The following is a 14441-nucleotide window of genomic DNA, read 5'->3' on the forward strand; positions in this document are numbered from 1 at the left end:
GGGCACCAGCACGGACAGTCGCATGCGCGGCGGTTTCGATGCCGCCCAGTCGCCGCCGGGAGCCCGCGCGGACGTCACGGCCGGAATGACCACATGGCTGATCCGCCAATCAAATTCAACGACCGGAAACAGTACAGCAATCTCAAAGCCACACCGCGGCCACAGCCGTTTCGTTTCAGAGCAGTCAGGTGCTCTTGAGGTGTGGAATGTCGGTTTTACGGGCCTGGCTGATCGCGGCGGTGATGAGTGGCGTATCGATTGCGAGTTCAATTTCCGTCGTGCTGTTGCCGCAACCGGCCGTCGCGCAAGCCGTGGAGTCGATCGTGGTTGAAGGTAACCGCCGCGTCGAGGCCGAGACGGTCCGCTCCTATTTCAGGCCCGGCCCCGGCGGGCGCCTCGACCAACCGGCAATCGACGACGGCATCAAGGCGCTGATCGCGACCGGTCTGTTCCAGGACGTGAGGATCAACCGGGCCGACGGCCGCCTCGTGGTGTCGGTGGTCGAAAACGGCGTGATCGGCCGCATCGCTTTCGAGGGCAACAAGAAGATCAAGGACGAGCAGCTCACGGCGGAAATCCAGTCCAAGGCACGCGGGACCTTCTCGCGGACACTGGTGCAGTCCGATACGCTGCGCATTGCCGAGATCTACCGGCGCTCGGGCCGTTACGACGTGCGCGTCACGCCCGAGATCATCGAGCAGCCGAACAACCGCGTCGACCTGATCTTCACGGTCCAGGAGGGCGCCAAGACCGCGGTCAAGTCGGTCGAGTTCGTCGGCAACAGCGCCTATTCGGCCGCGCGCCTGCGCGACGTCATCAAGACGCATGAGAGCAATTTTCTCAGCTTCCTCGCCAATAACGACATCTACGATCCCGATCGCGTCGAAGCCGATCGCGACCTGATCCGCCGCTTCTATCTCAAGAACGGGTTCGCGGACGTCCAGGTCGTCGCCGCCCTCACTGAATACGATCCGGACAAGAAGGGCTTCCTCGTCACCTTCAAGATCGAGGAAGGCCAGCAATATCGTGTCGGCTCCGTCGATTTCCGCTCCAGCATTGCCAATTTCGACGCAAGCTCGATGCGCTCCTATTCGCGTGTTGGGGTCGGTTCGCTCTACAACGTGGAAGCGGTCGAGAAGTCGACCGAGGAGATGCAGATCGAAGCTTCGCGCCGCGGCTACGCCTTCGCACTGGTGCGCCCAGGCGGCGATCGCAATTTCGATGCGCACACGGTGTCCGTGGTATTCAACGTCGACGAGGGGCCGCGCACCTATATCGAGCGCATCAGTTTGCGCGGCAACACCCGGACGCGTGACTACGTGATCCGGCGCGAGTTCGACATCTCGGAAGGAGATGCCTACAATCGTGCGCTGGTCGACCGTGCCGAGCGGCGCCTGAAGAACCTCGACTACTTCAAGAGCGTCAAGATCGTCACGGAGCCGGGCTCCTCCAGCGACCGCGTCATCCTGATCGTCGACATGGAAGAGAAGTCGACCGGCGACTTCTCGATCTCGGGCGGCTATTCCACATCCGATGGTGCACTGGCCGAAGTCTCGGTCTCCGAGCGCAATTTGCTGGGCAAGGGGCTCTATGCCAAGGCGTCGGTGAGCTACGGCCAGTACTCGCGCGGCATATCGCTGTCGTTCGTCGAGCCCTATCTGCTCGACTATCGGATGGCTCTCGGGTTCGACACTTATTGGAAACAGCAGAAATCGAACAGCTATACGAGCTACGGCGTGACGACGCTGGGCTTCTCGCCGCGCATCGGCCTCGCATTGCGCGAGGACACCTCGCTCCAGCTGCGCTATTCGCTCTATCAGCAGAGCATCACGCTCGCCAGCGCCTACAACAACTGCAACAACAACGCGTCGAACTCCTCGCTGGCCTTCAACCCGACCCCGGCCTACGTCAAGAACGTTCTGGGTGGCGTCGATCCGACCAATGCCACCGACTCGGGCGTCTATGGCTATGGCTGCTATGGCGACGGCGAATCGAGCCTGCCGGTCCGGAAAGAACTGGCGAACGGCGCGACCTGGACCTCGGCGATCGGCTACACGCTCAACTACAACACGCTGGACAACAACAAGAACCCCACGGACGGTCTGCTGGTCGACTTCAAGCAGGATTTTGCCGGCGTTGGCGGCAACGTGACCTATCTAAAGACTGCGCTGGACACCAAGTACTACACACCGCTGGTGTCCGAGATCGTCAACGTGATCCACGTCCAGGGCGGCATCCTCAACAAGATCGGCAACAACGAACTGCGCATGCTCGATCACTTCCAGATGGGCCCCAATCTCGTGCGCGGCTTCGCCTCCAACGGCATCGGTCCGCGCGACATCAGCTATTACAATTACGGCTCCAGCGGCGATGCGCTCGGCGGCACGAAATATTGGGGCGCTTCGATGGAGCTTCAGATGCCGTTCTGGTTCCTGCCGAAGGAAGTCGGCCTGAAGGGGGCGGTCTATGCCGATGCCGGCTCGCTCTGGGGCTATCAGGGGCCGACGTCGTGGACCGCCACGGGCGAGGTCAACACCAAGGCCTGCCCGACCTGCGGATTGCAATATGACGACAGCAGCGTGGTGCGTTCGTCGGTGGGCGTCGGCCTGATCTGGGCCTCGCCGTTCGGGCCGCTGCGCTTCGACTACGCCGTGCCGCTGACAAAGGGCAAATACGACATCGTACAGGAATTCAGGTTTGGAGGTGGCACCTCGTTCTAGGACGCTGCGCGGCCACGGGAGGTGGCGGCATCTGTCGTGCATTTGTGAAAATCTGTGATGAGCTTGCTGCGTGCCGGCGTGGACAGCCATTGGCGAATGTCGGATAATGGCGCCTGCGAATTGCAGGGCCTGTGGCCTGCACTTGAGCTCTCACAGAAGGACTAATCGCGATGACACAGGCAGGTGCCTACGGGCAGAGGCTTGGCCAGTTCCTGCGTTTGAAGGATGCGCCGCCCGCTTTGGTCGCGCGCTCGCTACGCAGCGCCGAGCTCGCGGTCACCGAGACCCGGAATGATCAACCTGTGCCCGGCCTGTCGGGTTCGCTGGCTGCAGAGGACGCGTTTCTCGTCAGCCTGAAGTTGCACGATTATCCGGATTGCGAGGTCTGGGAGCGCGGCAAATCCATCATGAAGACGGACATTCGGGCCGGCACGACCTATCTCTACGACCTCAAGCGTGATCCGCGCTACGTGATCGACAAGCCGTTCCACTCGCTGTTCTTCTACATTCCGCGTTCGGCGCTCGACGGGATCGCCGAACAGAGCAGTGCGCCGCGAATCGGCGAGCTCGACTGTCAGGTCGGCGTCGGCCATGACGATGGAATCATCCGGCACCTCGGCGCGTCGCTCCAGGAAGGGCTGCGCAGGCCTGACGAGGCCAACCAGCTCTTCATCGACCACATGATGCTCGGGTTGACCGCCCACGTCGCGCAGGCCTATGGCGGGCTTCAGCGTACGTCCGCGCCCGCGCGCGGCGGTCTCGCGCCCTGGCAGGCGAAGCGCGCCTGCGAGAGGCTGGAATCGGACCTCGGCGGCAAGCTCTCATTGCAGAAGGTCGCAGCCGAGCTCGATCTCTCGGTCAGTCATTTCTCGCGGGCGTTCCGGATCTCCATCGGCCTGCCGCCGCACCAATGGCTGCTGCATCAGCGCGTGAAGGCTGCCAAGCAGTTGATGAGCGTCCGCGACCTGCCGCTGACGGAGATCGCGATGTCGGCCGGCTTCGCCAACCAGAGCCACTTCACGCGTGTGTTCTCCTCGATCGTCGGCGCCAGCCCGGCCGTGTGGCGCCGCGAGGCGCTCGGCGGGTCGAGCGGCGAGGCGTAACAGACTTCAGCGGCGCTTCGCGAGTGAGATGGTGTAGGCCGCGCGCCGCGCTGCAAAAATCTCGTCCGGCGGGTGACCGATGCCATCGGCGAGATTGGCGGGATTGAAGATTGAGGCGTCACAGGCCTGATCGGGCTCGAAGCCGGTGATCACGATGGTGCCGAGGCGCACCTCGTCGCGGCTGTCTTCCTCCGGCCAGCGCATGGTGACGTCCATGGTGGGATCGCCCGGGCGGTCGAGCAGCGCCATGACGTTGAAGCGGACATGGCCCGCGGCGATCCGCGTGCCCAAATCGTCGTGCAGGAAGTCGGCGGGCTTCGCTCTCGCGTCGTCCTCGCTCAGCGTGATCTCGCCGCCGGCCGGGACGACCTTGAACTTGATGAAGCGCGTCTCGTTCAATTCGTTCGTCGCCGGAAAGGCGTGCACGCCCCAATAAGTCGTGCCGGCAAGACTTCCGGGCAGCGCACGCGCCGCGATGTAGTTCGCCTGATTGAGCGTCTCAGGATTGGCCGCCGAGAACGCCTTGACCTTCGTCATGTCAGGCTTGCCATCCAGCCCGGGGATGCGCGCCTCAAGGAAAGCCAGCATCTGGTCGAGCGTTCGCGCAAAATGCACCGGCGCGCTCTCCACGAGAATGTCGGAGCGATGCTCGTCGTCGCCCAGCTTGAAGCCGAAGCCGCGCAGCACCAGATTGTTGGTGTCGGCAACATTGGGGTTGCCGCCGCCGACCGAGAAGCGTGCCAGCACGCGCGATGGCCTGGTGAAGCTCTGCGACCGCGTGATATCCCCCGCACGGTCCGACGGGGTGTAGGTGCCGCGAACGCACCAGCCCTTGGCAAAGCTCGCGCGGACCTTTGGCGGATTGCCGGCGACGGCCTTCAGTGCATCAACGATGGAGGCGGGCGTTGCGTCACCGCTCGGGCGGTCGGACATGGCTGAACTGATCTCTCGCGTGTGCGAGCCAAATTCTAGCCGCGCGGCGGACCCGCGGTCTTGCCCAAAGCGAGCGGCTATTGCCCAATCCTGCTGAAGACATGCGCTCACCCATCAGGGAATGTCGGGGTGTGTGTCCGTCAGCGGTATCCAGCCGCCCTCGCCACGCTCGAATAGCGGGCAGCCGTAGACCGCGCGAACCGGAAGCGGCGCCGTCGCAGCCTGCCAGCGATTGGTCTGCTTCATTGCGACGACCATGCCGGCAATGTCGACGCCGACCTTTCGCAACAGGCGCACCGCGGCGATCGCGGTCGCGCCGGTCGAGATCGCATCATCGACCAGCACGACCCGGCGGCCCTCGATCAAGGGCATCAGGTTCGGATCCAGCCGCAGGCTCTTGCCGATCTCAGGGCTGGTGATTGAAGTCACGGGCTCGGACAGCGCGTCGTCGTACCAGAACTTGCGCGAGTAGCCGAGCGGGACATAGCGCGGCTGCCCGAGCCGCTCGGCGACCAGCGATGCGAAGGCAAGACCAAGGGTCGGCAGGCCAACAATGATCTCGGCATCGAATGCGCGCGCCTGCGTCGCCATATGGTCCGCGAGCGCGGCCACCACGAGGTTTGAGGCCTGGTTGGCAATCAGAGACGCCACGGCGCGGCCGCCGTCGGGCAATTGGCGCAGCGGCAGGACGAGGATACGGCCGCAAGGCAGGGTGACGGGATAGCCGAAGCGATAGGGCGGCGTTGCCGAGAAGCGCACGGGGACGCCCGGCGTCAGCTCCTGCCAATAGCCGGTGGTCGCCTCGGTATAAGTCTCGCTCGCGCTCATGACGCTGGCATCAGCCGCCAAGGATTCGCCGGGAGGCGTCGACGAAGACCTGCGCGCCGGTGACGATATCGGCGTCGGCGGTGTTCTCGGTCCAGTGATGGCTGATGCCGCCGATCGACGGCACGAACAGCATGCCCGCGGGCATGATGGTCGCAAGCAACTGCGCGTCGTGGCCGGCGCCGCTGGGCATACGGATGGATCGTCCGCCGGCGACGACCTTGCCAGCGGCTTCGATCGCGTCCTGAAAGCCGGCGTTCATCATCGCGGGCGCGCCGGTGCGAATCTTCTCCACGGTAACGGTGCAGGGACCCTTCGCATTGACCTCGTCCGCCATCGTGCGCAGCAACTCCTCCAGCCGCGCGATGACGGCCGGGTTGTCGTCGCGGATCTGGAACAGCATTTCGGCGCCACCCGGAATGATGCTGGGCGCGCCCGGATCGAGCGTGATCCGGCCGGTGGTCCAGACCGTGCGCGGCCCGCACGCGGCGGGGAAACGTTCGTCGATCGCCACGCAGAATTTCGCTAGCGCGAGGCCGGCGTCCTTCCGCGCAGCCATGCGGGTGGTACCGGCGTGATTCTGTTCGCCGACGAAATTGATCTGATATTGCCAGATGCCGACGATCGAGGTCACGACGCCGATCGCGAGCTTGCCGCTTTCGAGCGTGTCGCCTTGCTCGATATGCGCCTCGAGATATCCGACGTGCCGTCCCGGCTCGGCGGCGATGCGGGCGCGCCCGGAGAGCCCCATGTCAGCGAGCGCATCGCGCATGGTGCGGCCGCTGGTGCGGTCGCGGGCGGCGTCGATATCGGCCTCGGTTACCTGTCCGACATAAGAGCGGGAGCCGAGGAAATGTCCAAAATGTCCTTCCTCGTCGCACCAGGCGGCGACTTCGACGGCGCCCTTGAGCGACGTATCGGCATTGAGCACGCGTGCGGCTTCGAGCGCATAGACGACGCCGAGCGGGCCGTCGAGCCAGCCTGCATAGTTCTGGCTCTCCAGATGCGAGCCTGCCAAGAGCTTCGGCCCGGACTTCGTGCTCGTCCCGAACACATTGCCGATGCCGTCGATCGCGGCCGCAAGGCCCGCCTCGGGCAGCTTCTGCACCAGCCAGTCCAGCGACTGCCTGTGCGGCTCGGAGAAGGTCGGCTTGTGCACGCCGGTCTTGTAGGCGCCGATGGCGCGGAGCGCGTTGAGGTCGGCAAGAACCCGCTCGCCGTTGGCGTGGGACTTAGAGTCAGGCATGTTCAGCAACCTTCAGCGCCTCGGTGCGGATCTCCTCGACCAGCCGTTCCTTGAGCTGGACGAATTCGGGCGTCGTCTTGATCTTGTAGGAGCGCGGATGCGGTAGGTCTATGGCAATCTCGGCCTTGATGCGGCCGGGGCGTGCGCTCATGACGATGACGCGGCTGCCGAGGAAGATCGCCTCCTCGATGTCGTGGGTCACGAACAGCACGGTCTTCTGGTCGCGCTCCCAGATGCCCAGCAGCATCTCCTGCATCAGGGCGCGGGTCTGGTTGTCGAGCGCGCCGAACGGCTCGTCGAGCAGCAGGATCTTTGGGTCGTTGGCGAGCGCGCGAGCGATCGCGGTACGCTGCTGCATGCCGCCGGAGAGCTGCTTTGGCCAGTGGTTCTCGAAGCCGGACAGGCCGACCTGGCGGATGAAGGCATCGGCAATCTTGTGGCGCTCCGCCTCGGTCACGCCGCGCTCGCGCAGACCGAAGGCGATGTTCTCGCGCACGGTCAGCCAGGGGAATAGCGTGTAGGACTGGAACACCATGCCGCGATCGGCGCCCGGACCGGTGACGTCACGTCCGTCGAGCGTGACGCGTCCGCCGGTCGGGCGATCGAGGCCGGCGACGATGCGCAGCAGCGTGGACTTGCCGCAGCCTGAGGGCCCAAGGATCGTGACGAAGTCGTTGTTGCCGATGGTGAGATCGGTCGGCTCCAGTGCTCTCGTCGGCGCATTGCCGTGGCGCGCGGGGAAGGTGCGCGAGACCTGCTCGATCTTCAGCGTGGTCATGCCAGCCTCCACGGAAACAGCCAGGCGTTGAACGCCTTGAACATGAAGTCCGAGAGGAGGCCAATCAATCCGATTACGATGATGCCGAAGATGATCTGACCGGTATTGAGCAGCGCCTGGCTGTCGGTGATCATGTGGCCGATGCCGGAGGACGAGCCGATCAACTCGGCGACGATGACATAGGTCCAGGCCCAGCCCAGCACCAACCGCAGGATCTCGGCGATCTCGGGCGCAGAGGAGGGCAGCAGCACGCGGCGGATGACGCCGCGGTCGCTGGCGCCCAGCGTGTAAGCCGCCTCGACCAGATCACGTCGCGTCGTGCCGACGGTCACGGCGATCATCAGGATGATCTGAAACACCGAGCCGATGAAGATGACGAGCAGCTTTTGCAGTTCGCCAATGCCAGCCCACAGGATCAGCAGCGGGATGAAAGCGGAAGCGGGCAGATAGCGCGCAAAGGAGACGAACGGTTCGAGGAACGCCTCGACCGGTTTGTAGGCGCCCATCAGCACGCCGAGCGGCACTGCGATGAGTGCGGCCAGCGCAAATCCGCCGACGACGCGCCAGATCGTCATGCCGATGTCGTATGCAAACCCCTGCTTCGCCAGCAGGTCATAACCTTCCAGCACCATGGTCAGCGGGTTGGCGAGGAACACTTTCGACACATGGCCGCCGAAGGTTGCCCACGACCAGAGGGCAACGAACACCACGAAGAACGCAAGGCCATAGGCCACGCGCTGTCTCGATGTCACGGGATCCAGGGGACGCATCAAACTGTCTATCCAAATGGTCGATCAGGCGCCGGTCCCGCCTTGCGGCAGGACCGGCAGCTCGTCGAGGCTTACTTGATGAAGCTGGCGTCGTAGAGGTCCTCGACCTTCGGCGCAGCCTTGATGATGCCGATCTCGAGCAGGAGCTCGGCGGCATCCTTGTTGAAGGTCAGGAAATCACCGGCGAAGAACTTCTGGTTCGCGGCCTTGTCCTGCCAGCGCAGATATTTTGCCGAGTTGCCGAACGCCTCGCCGGTCTGCTTCACGTCCGCGCCCATGATCTCATAGGCCTTGGCCTGGTCCTTGGCGATCATCTCGAGCGCTTCGAAATAACTATTGGCGAGCGCCTGCGCCGCCTTCGGGTTCTCGGCGAGGAACTTTGGCGTGCAGCCAAACGTGTCCATCACGATCGGATAGTCCAGCGTGGTCGCGATGATCTTGCCCTTGTCGGGCGCGGCGCGCACAGTCGACAGATACGGCTCATAGGTCATCGCGGCGTCGTTCTGGCCGGAGACGAAGGCTTGCGCGGCGGCCGCCGGCTCGAGGTTCACGACGGTCACGTCCTTCGTGGTGAGGCCGTTCTTCTTGAGCATCCAGGCCAGCGCGAAATAGGGTGAGGTGCCGGGCGCGGAAGCCGCAACCGTCTTGCCCTTCAGATCCTTGATCGCGGCGACGTCGTTGCGTACGGCCATGCCGTCGGCGCCAAAGCTCTTGTCGAGCTGGAAGATCTGCTTGGTGGCGACGCCGTTGGCGTTCCAGGAGATCCAGGTCTCGACCGTGGTGGCCGCGCACTGGATGTCGCCGGAGGCGATTGCGAGGTGGCGGTCCTTCTGCGGGATCTTCTTGATGGTGACGTCGAGACCGTTCGTCTTGAAGATGCCTGCCTCCTTCGCCAGCGTCAGCGGCGCGAAGCCGGTCCATCCGGAGATGCCGATTCCGATCTTGACGTCGTCGGCGAGCGCGGGAGTGGAAATCGCGAGAGCAATGATTGTCGCAAAAACTTTCGATTTACGCATGATTGTCGTCCTCTTGCCGATCGATGGATTGACGTCTTGTTGATCCCTGTTGGTCCAGCCGGACCGTTGCCCGAAGCGTTGCACGAATTGTGCCGACATTGCTCTCTCAGCCTCCCTTGAATCGGGCCACAAGGCGGTGAGAGTCACCGGGATAAAGCAGGCGCACCGCGGTGATCGTGCGCGCGCCGCGCCACGTGTAGCGGTCGATGACGAGGCAAGGTGCGCCGACGGCGATGTCGAGCGCTTCCGCCGCGCGATCGTCCGCAACGGTGGCGCTGATCGTATGCTCGGCCTCTGTCCATGGGACATGGTGAAGCAGCCACGAGCCGGGCGGCTCGCGCGAAAAATCGGCTGTCGCCGCATCGGGCACGGAGGACAGATCGATCAACCTGTCCTCAACCGCGAAGGGCACGTTGTCGGCACTGTGGCGGCAGGTGATCGCGACCACCTTGCCGGCTTTCTTCACCCCGAGACGATCGCGGTCGGCAGCGGTCGCCGTGCGTAGCTTGCGATGGATCAGCTCGTAGCCGTAAGCGCGGCCGAGCGCGGTGATCTCGGCGCGCATGTCGGCGATCTTGAGCACGGCCGAGTGATGCTGCGGCCGGCGCACGAAGGAGCCGGCGCGGCGCCGCCGCTCGATCAAATCGGCCTGCGCCAGTTCCGAGAGCGCCTTGTTCACGGTCATGCGCGAGCAGCGGTAGCGCGCGACCAGTTCGTGCTCGAACGGAATGCGGTGGCCGGGCGGCCATTCGCCGGTCAGGATGCGCTTCTCGATATCGGCCCGGATGCGCTTGTAGAGCGTCGGCTGGTCGGCCGCCTCGGTGGCGAGGCTCATGCAACGAGCCTCCGTACCGCCGCATTGAAGCGTTCGCGCGCGGACTGGCGCAGCCGATGCCGCCCGCCTTCGACCACCTTGTCGCCGCCGGCCCAGACACAGTCGATCGCGCCGCTGCCTGCCGCAAAGATCCAGCCGTCGACGAGTGCGTCGTGCCTGCGTCCTGCCAGAGAAGGATGCGCGGCGTCGAGCGTGACGATATCGGCACGTGCGCCGGACATGAGACCGACGGTCGCTTGCGCCAGTGCCTGCGCGCCGCCGGCAAGCGCATTGTCGAACAGCGTGCGGCCGGTCGACGTACCGGCGCTGCCTGAGAGGACGTTGCGCTGACGATGCTTGAGACGCTGCCCGTATTCGAGCAGACGTAGCTCGTCAGCGACGCCGACCAGCACGTTGGAATCTGTGCCAATACCGAACCGGCCGCCGGCATCGAGGAATTCACGGGCCGGAAACATGCCGTCGCCGAGACTGGCTTCAGTGATGGGGCAGAGACCTGCCACCGCGCCCGTCCTTGCGAAAGCGGTGACCTCCTCGCTCGTGGTGTGGGTGGCGTGGATGAGGCACCAGCGTTGATCGAGCGGCGCGTGCTCCAGCAGCCATTGCACCGGCCGTTGGTGCGACCAGGCCAGGCAATCCTCGACCTCCTTCACTTGCTCGGCGGCGTGAATGTGCACCGGACCGCCATCCGCCAGCGGAATGATGGCCGCGAGCTCGTCCGGCGTGACGGCGCGCAAGCTGTGCGGCGAGATGCCAATATTCGCGCCCGGCAGCTTGCCGATGGCCTTGCGCGACGCAGCCATCAATGCCGCGAATTGATCGACCGAGCAGATGAAACGGCGCTGGCCGTCATGCGGCGCGGCGCCTCCAAAGGAGCCGTGCGCATAAAAACTCGGCAATAGCGTAAGGCCAATGCCCGACGCTTCGGCAGCCTGCGCAATGTGCGCGGCCATCTCGGCGATGTCAGCGTAGGGTGAACCGTCGCGATCATGATGAAGGTAGTGGAACTCGCCGACGCGGGTAAAACCCTGCTCCAGCATCTCGACATAAAGCAACGTCGCGACGGCGGCGACGTCGTCGGGTGTCATGGCCAGCGCGAAGCGATACATCGTCTCGCGCCAGGTCCAGAAGGTGTCGGTGCTGTCGCCGCGCATCTCGGCCAGCCCCGCCATGCCGCGCTGGAAGGCGTGGCTGTGCAGGCTCGCAAGCCCCGGAAGCGCGATCGTGTGACGCTCGTCGCCCGCAGCCGGCGCCACACCCGGCGTCACCTCCGCGATCGCGCCGGCGGCGAGCACCACCTGCACGTCATTGGCCCAGCCCGAGGGCAGGAGCGCGGAAGCGAAATGCAGTCGTGTCATGTTTCCATGCCGGCTGGACAGAACCACGCCACGATTATATGTCTAGACATATAAGTCAAGCATCCCACGGCGAATGGATACCCGCATGGCAGAGCGCTTCGACCGGATCTGGCATAATGCCCACCTCGCCACGATGCGGGCTGATCGCCCCGATCTCGGCGAGATCGAGCGCGGCCTGATCGCTGCGCGTGGCGGCCACATCGTCTATGCGGGTGCGGAGGCGGATTTTCCTGTTGATGCGGACGCGATCAAACGGATCGATTGCGAGGGGCGCTGGATCACGCCGGGCCTCGTCGACTGTCACACGCATCTCGTCTATGGCGGCAACCGGGCGCATGAATTTGAGCTGCGCCTGAAGGGCGCGAGCTACGAGGAGATCGCGCGCGCCGGCGGCGGAATCGTCTCGACGGTGGCAGCGACGCGCAAGGCCAGCGAGGCCGAGCTCGTCGCAGGCGCGCTGCCGCGGCTCGATGCGTTGATCGGCGAGGGCGCCACCACGGTCGAGATCAAATCCGGCTATGGCCTCGATACCGAGACCGAGATGCGGCAGCTCTCGGCTGCGCGCAGCCTCGGCCGCCAGCGGCCAATTGCGATCCGCACGTCCTTCCTCGGCGCGCATGCGTTGCCGGTGGAAGCGGACGGCGACAAGGATCGCTACATCGATCTCGTGTGCAAGGAGATGCTGCCCGCCGTTGCAAAGGCCGGTCTTGCCGATGCTGTCGATGCTTTCATGGAGGGCATTGCGTTCTCGGCTGAGCAGACGACGCGGGTGTTCGAGACGGCGAAGGGGCTCGGGCTGCCCGTCAAGCTGCACGCCGACCAGCTGTCGAATCTCGGCGGCGCCGCGCTCGCCGCGAAACTCTCCGCGCTCTCGGCGGATCATTTGGAACATACCGACGAGGCCGGCGCCGCCGCGATGGCCAAGGCCGGAACGGTGGCCGTGCTATTGCCCGGCGCCTTCTACTTCATCCGCGAGACGCAGAAGCCGCCGGTCGAGGCGTTCCGCAAGCACGGCGTTCCCATGGCGCTGGCGACCGACTGCAATCCCGGCAGCTCGCCGCTGACGTCGCTTCTGCTCACGATGAACATGGGCGCGACGCTGTTCCGGATGAATGTGGCCGAATGCCTTGCAGGGATCACCCGCGAAGGCGCACGGGCGCTTGGTGTGTTGGATGAGACCGGCACGCTGGAGGCGGGAAAATGGTGCGATCTCGCGATCTGGGACATCGAGCGTCCCGCCGAGCTCGTCTACCGCATCGGCTTCAATCCGCTGTATCGGCGGGTGTGGAGGGGGCAGTGACGGAGCAGGGCACAGCGATCGTCGTCAAGCCGGGAGCGGTCAGCCTCGATGATCTCGCGCGCGTGCTGGAAGGCGCGTCCGTCGTGCTCGATCCCTCGTTCTGGCCGCGCGTCGAGGCGGCCGCGGAGATCGTCGCGAAGGCCGCTCAGGCCGCGGCGCCTGTTTACGGCATCAACACCGGCTTCGGAAAGCTCGCGTCAAAGCGTATTCCACCCGACCAGACCGCACTGCTCCAGCGCAACCTCATCGTCTCGCATTGCTGCGGCGTCGGCCCGGCGACGCCCGAGCCGATCGTGCGGCTGATGATGGTGCTGAAGATCGTCTCGCTCGGCCGCGGCGCCTCCGGCGTGCGCCGCGCGGTGATCGAGCAGTTGCAGGCCATGCTGGCGAGAGGCGTCTATTCGCTGGTGCCGCAGCAGGGCTCGGTCGGCGCTTCCGGTGATCTCGCGCCGCTCGCGCATATGACTGCGGTGATGATCGGCGAAGGACAGGCGATTGTCGACGGCAAGACCGTGTCCGGCAGCGAGGCGCTCGCCGCCGCCGGTCTCGCGCCGCTGACGCTCGGCCCCAAGGAAGGGCTTGCGCTGATCAACGGCACGCAGTTCTCCACCGCCTATGCCATCGCCGGCGTGCTGCGTGCATTCCGCCTGGCGCGCGCCGCGCTCGTGACAGGTGCGCTCTCGGTCGATGCGGCGATGGCGTCGACGGCGCCGTTCCGTCCCGAAATTCAGGCGCTGCGCGGTCATCCCGGGCAGATCGCTGCGGCCGCGACCCTGACCGCGCTGCTCGAAGGCAGCGACATCCGCCTGTCGCATCTCGAAGGCGACGAGCGCGTGCAGGATCCCTATTGCCTGCGCTGCCAGCCGCAGGTCGCAGGCGCGGCGCTCGACCTGATCACGCAGGCCGCGCGCACGCTGATCGTGGAAGCCAATGCGGTCACCGACAATCCGCTGGTGCTGGTCGAGACCGGCGAGATCGTGTCCGGCGGCAATTTTCACGCCGAACCGGTCGCCTTTGCCGCCGATGCCATCGCGCTAGCATTGTCGGAGATCGGTGCGATCAGCGAGCGGCGCATCGCGACCCTGGTCGATCCCGCACTCAATTTCGGCCTGCCGCCGTTCCTCACGCCCGATCCCGGCATCAATTCCGGCTTCATGATCGCCGAGGTGACAGCGGCCGCGCTCTATGCTGAGAACAAGCAGCGTGCGGCTGCCTGCTCGATCGACTCGACGCCGACCAGCGCCAATCAGGAAGACCATGTCTCGATGGCCGCGCATGCCGCGCGACGACTGTCCGACATGGCCGACAATCTCGCCGCGATCCTCGGCATTGAGCTATTGGTTGCAGCGCAGGGTATCACGTTGCGTGCCCCGCATGCGACCAGCGCGGCGCTCGTTGCGGTTATCGCTCTACTTCGCGAACAAGTACTAGCGCTCGGCGCCGACCGCTACATGGCCGGCGATCTCGCCAAGGCCGCCGCGCTGGTCGATGCCGATGCACTGCCAGCCGCGGCCATCGCTACCCTTCCATCCGATCCGTTTCCAAGACTTGACTAAGGGG

Annotated in this window: 12 protein-coding genes; 4 read left to right on the forward strand and 8 right to left on the reverse strand. The window is 64.9% G+C overall.

What is annotated here, in order from left to right:
• Positions 1–242: 242 nt before the first annotated feature.
• Positions 243–2720, forward strand: a complete 2478-nt coding sequence (bamA, locus tag B5V03_RS33520) for an outer membrane protein assembly factor BamA (protein WP_433995364.1) — start codon at positions 243–245, stop codon at positions 2718–2720.
• Between the two features lie 170 nt (positions 2721–2890).
• Positions 2891–3823, forward strand: a complete 933-nt coding sequence (locus B5V03_RS33525) for a helix-turn-helix domain-containing protein (protein ID WP_129274651.1) — start codon at positions 2891–2893, stop codon at positions 3821–3823.
• 6 nt (positions 3824–3829) lie between these two features.
• Here B5V03_RS33525 and B5V03_RS33530 read toward each other — a convergent pair whose 3' ends face one another.
• From B5V03_RS33530 to B5V03_RS33565, 8 genes are all read right to left on the reverse strand, one after another.
• Positions 3830–4756, reverse strand: a complete 927-nt coding sequence (locus tag B5V03_RS33530; RefSeq protein ID WP_129274652.1) for a catalase family peroxidase — start codon at positions 4754–4756, stop codon at positions 3830–3832.
• 114 nt (positions 4757–4870) lie between these two features.
• Positions 4871–5584 carry a phosphoribosyltransferase gene (locus B5V03_RS33535; protein ID WP_129274653.1) on the reverse strand — a complete coding sequence of 238 codons (714 nt, stop codon included), beginning with the start codon at positions 5582–5584 and terminating at the stop codon, positions 4871–4873.
• Between the two features lie 10 nt (positions 5585–5594).
• On the reverse strand, positions 5595–6827 hold the full coding sequence (locus B5V03_RS33540; RefSeq protein ID WP_129274654.1) for a Zn-dependent hydrolase: 1233 nt from the start codon (positions 6825–6827) through the stop codon (positions 5595–5597).
• Positions 6820–7605: an ABC transporter ATP-binding protein gene (locus B5V03_RS33545; RefSeq protein ID WP_164988460.1), complete on the reverse strand. Its 786-nt coding sequence runs from the start codon at positions 7603–7605 to the stop codon at positions 6820–6822. The genes B5V03_RS33540 and B5V03_RS33545 overlap by 8 nt, the downstream gene beginning before the upstream one ends.
• A complete protein-coding gene (locus B5V03_RS33550) occupies positions 7602–8375 on the reverse strand; it encodes an ABC transporter permease (protein WP_129274943.1) in 774 nt (257 codons plus the stop codon). The genes B5V03_RS33545 and B5V03_RS33550 overlap by 4 nt, the downstream gene beginning before the upstream one ends.
• A gap of 71 nt (positions 8376–8446) precedes the next feature.
• The gene (locus B5V03_RS33555; RefSeq protein ID WP_129274656.1) at positions 8447–9391 is read right to left on the reverse strand and encodes an ABC transporter substrate-binding protein; all 945 of its coding nucleotides are present in this window, start codon (positions 9389–9391) and stop codon (positions 8447–8449) included.
• A 106-nt stretch (positions 9392–9497) separates the two neighbouring features.
• Positions 9498–10226 (reverse strand): histidine utilization repressor, encoded by a 729-nt coding sequence (gene hutC, locus B5V03_RS33560; RefSeq protein WP_129274657.1) that lies wholly within the window; start codon positions 10224–10226, stop codon positions 9498–9500.
• Entirely contained in the window at positions 10223–11581 is a 1359-nt protein-coding gene (locus B5V03_RS33565; protein ID WP_129274658.1) for a formimidoylglutamate deiminase, read from the reverse strand. Before B5V03_RS33565 ends, hutC begins: the two co-directional genes overlap by 4 nt.
• Before the next feature lie 85 nt (positions 11582–11666).
• Here B5V03_RS33565 and hutI point away from each other — a divergent pair, with 85 nt between their 5' ends.
• Together hutI and hutH are read left to right on the forward strand one after the other, a co-directional pair.
• Complete coding sequence (hutI, locus tag B5V03_RS33570; protein ID WP_129274659.1) at positions 11667–12881, forward strand: imidazolonepropionase; 1215 nt, start codon at positions 11667–11669, stop codon at positions 12879–12881.
• The gene (gene hutH / locus B5V03_RS33575) at positions 12878–14437 is read left to right on the forward strand and encodes a histidine ammonia-lyase (RefSeq protein ID WP_129274660.1); all 1560 of its coding nucleotides are present in this window, start codon (positions 12878–12880) and stop codon (positions 14435–14437) included. Before hutI ends, hutH begins: the two co-directional genes overlap by 4 nt.
• Positions 14438–14441: the final 4 nt, after the last annotated feature.

Origin of the sequence: Bradyrhizobium betae, assembly GCF_004123905.1 — a bacterium.
Classification (GTDB): Bacteria; Pseudomonadota; Alphaproteobacteria; order Rhizobiales; family Xanthobacteraceae; genus Bradyrhizobium; species Bradyrhizobium betae_A.

Excerpts from the sequence above, each read along its gene's own strand:
- B5V03_RS33525 (WP_129274651.1), top strand. The coding sequence starts at position 2,891 with ATGACACAGGCAGGTGCCTACGGGCAGAGGCTTGGCCAGTTCCTGCGT.
- B5V03_RS33555 (WP_129274656.1), bottom strand. The coding sequence starts at position 9,391 with ATGCGTAAATCGAAAGTTTTTGCGACAATCATTGCTCTCGCGATTTCC.
- B5V03_RS33565 (WP_129274658.1), bottom strand. The coding sequence starts at position 11,581 with ATGACACGACTGCATTTCGCTTCCGCGCTCCTGCCCTCGGGCTGGGCC.
- bamA (WP_433995364.1), top strand. The coding sequence starts at position 243 with ATGAGTGGCGTATCGATTGCGAGTTCAATTTCCGTCGTGCTGTTGCCG.
- B5V03_RS33545 (WP_164988460.1), bottom strand. The coding sequence starts at position 7,605 with ATGACCACGCTGAAGATCGAGCAGGTCTCGCGCACCTTCCCCGCGCGC.
- B5V03_RS33550 (WP_129274943.1), bottom strand. The coding sequence starts at position 8,375 with ATGCGTCCCCTGGATCCCGTGACATCGAGACAGCGCGTGGCCTATGGC.
- B5V03_RS33530 (WP_129274652.1), bottom strand. The coding sequence starts at position 4,756 with ATGTCCGACCGCCCGAGCGGTGACGCAACGCCCGCCTCCATCGTTGAT.
- B5V03_RS33540 (WP_129274654.1), bottom strand. The coding sequence starts at position 6,827 with ATGCCTGACTCTAAGTCCCACGCCAACGGCGAGCGGGTTCTTGCCGAC.
- hutC (WP_129274657.1), bottom strand. The coding sequence starts at position 10,226 with ATGAGCCTCGCCACCGAGGCGGCCGACCAGCCGACGCTCTACAAGCGC.
- B5V03_RS33535 (WP_129274653.1), bottom strand. The coding sequence starts at position 5,584 with ATGAGCGCGAGCGAGACTTATACCGAGGCGACCACCGGCTATTGGCAG.
- hutI (WP_129274659.1), top strand. The coding sequence starts at position 11,667 with ATGGCAGAGCGCTTCGACCGGATCTGGCATAATGCCCACCTCGCCACG.